Origin of the sequence: Flavobacterium sp. FlaQc-30, from assembly GCF_044005885.1 — a bacterium.
Classification (GTDB): domain Bacteria; phylum Bacteroidota; class Bacteroidia; order Flavobacteriales; family Flavobacteriaceae; genus Flavobacterium.
Genome location: NZ_JBIPCO010000015.1, coordinates 1 through 5,356 on the forward strand (window position 1 = coordinate 1; position 5,356 = coordinate 5,356).

The 5,356-nt window shown below is 35.5% G+C and carries 5 protein-coding genes; all 5 read right to left on the reverse strand.

What is annotated here, in order from left to right:
• The coding region (locus tag ACHRV0_RS21475) for a DUF2931 family protein (protein WP_395442479.1) at positions 1-759 on the reverse strand (759 nt) is incomplete at its 3' end.
• A gap of 16 nt (positions 760-775) precedes the next feature.
• Positions 776-1,927 carry a DUF2931 family protein gene (locus ACHRV0_RS21480; protein ID WP_395442481.1) on the reverse strand — a complete coding sequence of 384 codons (1,152 nt, stop codon included), beginning with the start codon at positions 1,925-1,927 and terminating at the stop codon, positions 776-778.
• Positions 1,911-3,845 (reverse strand): phospholipase effector Tle1 domain-containing protein, encoded by a 1,935-nt coding sequence (locus tag ACHRV0_RS21485; protein WP_395442483.1) that lies wholly within the window; start codon positions 3,843-3,845, stop codon positions 1,911-1,913. Before ACHRV0_RS21485 ends, ACHRV0_RS21480 begins: the two co-directional genes overlap by 17 nt.
• Before the next feature lie 3 nt (positions 3,846-3,848).
• Entirely contained in the window at positions 3,849-4,196 is a 348-nt protein-coding gene (locus tag ACHRV0_RS21490; RefSeq protein ID WP_395442485.1) for a hypothetical protein, read from the reverse strand.
• Between the two features lie 13 nt (positions 4,197-4,209).
• On the reverse strand, positions 4,210-5,356 hold a 1,147-nt coding region (locus ACHRV0_RS21495), incomplete at its 5' end, for a phage baseplate assembly protein V (RefSeq protein WP_395442486.1).

Here is a 5,356-nt window from a genome sequence, read left to right on the forward strand (position 1 = left end):
GTTTTTTGGATAGGAAACAAATCGATCTTTCCAAGGCAAAAAACTCGATTTATTATCAATTTGAAACAAACTCCCATCCTTTGCATAAAATGTTAATGCAAACTTGTATTCCTCTTCACTTGAAAAAACAATATTATAATCATAATCTTTTTCTCCTTTCTCCCAAACAGAATAAGGAATACCATGAATTTTCCAATAAGTAAGATAATGACCCCATGATTTTATCTCTTTTTTTTTGTAACTATCGTCTATATTTTGATCTTCTTCTCCTTTCAAAATTTTAAATTTTGCTATTTCTGTACTGGCGTTTCCGCCCTGCATCCATACTGTTATATTACCGCCAGGAGCCATTCCGGCAACAATTACACTATAGTCGTTTTGATCACCATAGGAATCTATTACTTTTCTATTAAACAATTCGAGCATTTTTTCTCTGGGCAATTTGAACCCGTCTTTATAAACTAAGTTGTCGACTGAACAAACCCATTTTACCGCTATGCTGTCAGGAACAGGTTTATATTGATCACCGCCAACATAACCGCCGCTAGTAATGCCCCAACCTTGATCTGCTCCTGTACTAGAAGATGCCCCTGCAATGCTTTTTCCCTGATAAAAATATTCTACAAAAGGGGCGCCTGAAGGATAATTTTTGGGACCAGATAGACCTGCATTCCAATCAAATGTATCTTTAGGCTGGCAGCTGGCAAATAAACCAATGATTAAAAAACAGTATATAAAAAAACTAGTTTTTGGGCGCATAAATTTCTCTTTTAAATTATTTTTCCTGCCAATAATCTAATTCTGGAAACTCAATAGGTTCTCTGCCTTGCCATTTAGGGAATACAAAATCTTTTGGAAGCGAGTATTGTGATATTTCAAAATCATTTTTTTCTAAATTGAATTTTGATGCTCTAAATTTCATTATTTCAATTTTTTCTTTTGAATTTTCAAGCCATATCTTTCCAAATGTGTATGGTTTATTTTTCGAAACTTTATCCATTCCTACAACAAGAAATACATCTTTACCATATTGTTCTTGAAATTTTAATAGTTGTTTATCTAAATTAATAGGTAAAACAATTTGTGATTCATACCATTCGTTGCCATCTCTTGAATGCCATCTCATCCAAAATTGCACAGGAAGCTTTTTCCCTTTTGTAACTTTTAGCTTGAAATTCTCATTCCATTTTATGTATGGAATCGGATCTTCATTTGAGTAAATTATGCTGCCGTCTTTGGTGTAACCTGCAATAGCAATGCTGTAATCTTTTTTATCTTCCTCTTCAGTTGTGAACCCAATATCAAAATCATATTCTTTTTCTCCTTTCTCCCAAACAGAATAGGGAATACCATGAATTTTCCAGTAACTAAGGTAATTGCCCCATGATTTTATCTCTTTTTTTTTGTAGTCATCATCTATGTTTTGATCTTCTTCTCCTTTCAAAATTTTAAATTTTACTATTTCTATGCTGGCATATCCGCCCTGCATCCATAGAGTTATATTGCCGCCAGGAGCCATTCCGGCAACAATTACGCTATAGTCGTTTTGAACTCCATAAGAATCTATTACTTTTCGTTTAAACAATTTGAGCATTTTTTCTCTAGGCAATTTAAACCCTCCTCTATATACTAAGTTGTCGACTGAACAGACCCATTTTACCGCCATGCTATCAGGAACGGGCTTGTATTTGTCGCCTCCCACATAGCCGCCGCTAGTAATGCCCCATCCTTGATCTGCTCCTGTACCAGAAGACGCCCCTGCAACACTTTGTCCTTGATAAAAATATTCTACAAAAGGTGCGCCTGATGGGTAATTTTTTGGAGCAGAAAGTCCAGCATTCCAGTCAAATGTATCTTTAGGCTGACAGCTTGCAAATAAACTAATGATTAAAAAGCAGTAAATAAAAAATCTAACTTTTGGGTACATATATTTCTCTTTTATAAATTACTTTATCCACTTTTATAATTGGTTCAACAGGTTCATTGATAAAAACATAATTTGCCAAAAGATGATGATCTCCTGTTTGCACTGTTAAAAAATCATTTTCTAAACCGCCATAATGCGCTGATAAATGAACGTAATTGTGGTGTATGTGTTTGTAGATCTCGTAATCTATCTCGTAGGTTGAATTTTTGTCTTTGTTTTCTTCTTTTGAAGCGGCACGCATAATTTCTAAATACTTTCGCAATATATCAAATGATTCTGTTTCGGGAATTTCGTATTCAAATTTATATGGAGGCTTTGGAGAGGCTTCATCGTAACTTTTAAAGAATGGCACGTCATTTTCTATTGCTTTTTCCAGCATGAGCTGCATGGGTACGAGCGAATACTTGTTTGAAATGTATCTAGAATCTTTTAGTACATAATGATCTGATTTTTTGGTTTGATACACTTGATACATTGGGTTCTTTGAGATGGTTTTTCCCTCATCAGGAAAATCATTGGGCGCTTTTAACTCTCTACTGGATACGCCTGTTCCCATAGAATTTGGCGAAATACTGGTTTCGGTAACATGATCGTAGGTATTTACAAATTGCAACTCCTCATTAGTGCAGATAAATTGGTCTGTATAAAATTGCTTAAATTTTTGCATCTGACTCAGGATTTCTTTATTGCCAAGCGGTACATCAAAATAACTTAATACAGGTTCATATTGTGTTAACTCTGCATACCCGCCGCCAATATCGGAGTGGGAGCCTATCATACCTAGCGTATAACCTTGTTCTGATGGGGTAAAAGCAAAATTTTTTCTCCATTCTGTAGAGGCTTTTATATGAAAAACTTTGCCTATTTTGATGCTTCCTATATTGGTTTTTATTTCTGGCAATGCTTCTTGAGCCAAAGGAGCAAGAGATAAATAAGGTATGAGTGGTGCTCCAAGTCCTAGTTTGTACCCTATGTTTTCTTTTACAACCACATCTGAAATTACGGTATCAAAAAGACCTAAAAAGCGTATTTCTATTTTGTAGGTTTCTCCCACAGGCAGATGTCCTTTTGCACTAAGCTCAAATCCCATTTGTCCTCCGGCATGTTTATCAATTATTTTTTTTCCAGAGGGCAAAGGGTATTTATCATAAGGATCATTGATCATTTCATTTCTGTACGTGGCTTCTTTCATCACTTCGTTGCAAAAATGCCTTGCTGCAGCAGCTCCTCTGCTAAAACCAAACACATCAATCACAATTTTATTGATTTTTTTGTCTTTGGGTACTTCTGTAAATTGGTCTTGCACCACTTTTTCGATTCCCTCATGCACACGGCTTATTACGCCCCAAGTATCTCTGGCTAAGCCTGATCCCAAAATATCATCTGGTTTTCCTTGTTTTGTACCAATGCCTTCTACATATTGTTTAAGAATTACATGTTTGCCATATTCGGGATAGTTTTTTTTATCTTCGTAGTCCTTTGTTTTAATCTCTTTATATAAATCAAAAAGTTTGGCAATATTAGAATAAGGATTCCAGTAGCTGTCACGATCGGTAATTTTTACTTTTATTTTTTTACTTTTTTTGTCCTTATCTTCTATTATAATTTCTGTTTCTTTGTTTGCAGGAATATCTTTTGGGTCTATTTTGTCAGTATTACTTTTAATTTTAGAATAATAAATACTGTCAGAATTAAAACGATTATTTCCTGTGCCGTCAAAAAACATTCCCAAGTAAACATTTATGGAGTTTTCGGGCTGTTTGGGCACATATTTTTCTGGTTCATCATAAGTATGATTTTCAGCAAAATAATCGATAAATCCGTTTGAGTTGTGTTCAATTCCGCCTTTGGCATAAACTCTGGAAATTCCTCCAGTTTTTTCAACAATATTTCCTTTTACTCTTATATATTCTGACATGATTTATTTTTCTTCGGTTATGGTTAAGTTTACAAAATCAATAGAACGAAACTGTCCCTCTTGGTAAAAGGTTTTGTTGGCAATTTCTTTAATTTCCATATCATACAATAAAACAGCAATGCCAGTTGGTATAGCCACTTCATCTCTATAATTTTTTAAACTATAAATCTTTTTATTAGCAGATACTGCAGTTGGGTAACTTACCATAGAATTTCCAAATGGGTCATAATATTGAACACCACTCATCACAATGCAAAACGAAGCATTATTTTTTAAATTAATAAATTCAATTAGATAACCTCCCTGATTAATCATTAAGATATCTCCGTATGTCTTTCTTTCTTCGGTCATTCTACTCAAATTTTTAGTTTTGTCTGGTAGCTTCACTGCTGTTGTTTTTTATATCTTTATCAGAATGGAACTCATGTCCAGTTTCACTATGAGTAACTATTCTGCTTTCAGATGCTACATTTCTATCTTTTTTTACTTCAGAATTAGAATCACCATCAATTTGTTTATGACTGTCACCCGCCACATATAATCTCTTGTCTAAGCCTACGCTAGTATCTAGAATTCCGCCAACACTCAAAGTCTTGTTTAAAGTTGCTATTTCAGCGATATTCATTCCTGCCGTAGTTGTAATACTCTCCGTAGCATTGATAATTAGGTTTTTACAATTAAGAGTCAAGGTTTCTGGAACGGTCAAAGTTGTACTTTTAGTCTCCTCATTCATGTGCAATTCATTTCCGCTGGGGTCAGAAAGCCAGATTCCTGCTTTTTCAACAAATTTCAGCATTTGTCCGAAACGCATTCTTATGGCTTTTATCATGTTTTGCGGGTCAAAGAATTCAGGTGCCGCCTGCCCGTTGTAATGTGATCCCATTACATAAGGATTTTGTGCATTTCCCCCTTCGAAACTTACCAATACTTCATCACCTATCTCAGGTCTCCAGTATGAGCCTCTTCCCGAACCTGCATAATTTTGCACCACTCGTATCCACTGGCTTGTTTTGGTTGCTGCTCCCCAATAGAACTCTACTTTTACTCTACCGAGTCCTTCGGGATCGTTGTTGTCTCTTATTTTGGCTGACTGTGTTTCTGCTTTGGCAAAAACTTTTGTATTGGTATAATGCGGTGCCGAAACATCGTCTGGAATGGCTTTGAACTCGCAGGTATAATTGCCATGCACTTCTGAGTGGTGTATGGCTTCTATACAAACTAAATGGTGTTCTATGGTTTGGTTTACAATGATAAAAGTCTGTCCTAATCCTAAAGGGAAATAAGAGATTCCGCTATAGTACACACTGTTTGCATCACTTCCTGCTGTCTGCAGTGTGATCATTTCCTGTATTTCTTCTTTATTTTGTGCGTTGTTGGTATATGTTCCAACACTCAATTCGCCTTGTGTTATGGTGCTTTGGTTAAATCCTACAATAGAAGCAAAACTGTCTTTACTGCCTGTGGCGGTTCTTTCTGATGCGTCACGAATGCCTGCTGCATTTTTATAATCA

What these genes read in the sequence shown, in the direction of transcription:
- ACHRV0_RS21480 (WP_395442481.1), bottom strand. Translation starts at nt 1,927, where the DNA reads ATGTACCCAAAAGTTAGATTTTTTATTTACTGCTTTTTAATCATTAGT.
- ACHRV0_RS21490 (WP_395442485.1), bottom strand. Translation starts at nt 4,196, where the DNA reads ATGACCGAAGAAAGAAAGACATACGGAGATATCTTAATGATTAATCAG.
- ACHRV0_RS21485 (WP_395442483.1), bottom strand. Translation starts at nt 3,845, where the DNA reads ATGTCAGAATATATAAGAGTAAAAGGAAATATTGTTGAAAAAACTGGA.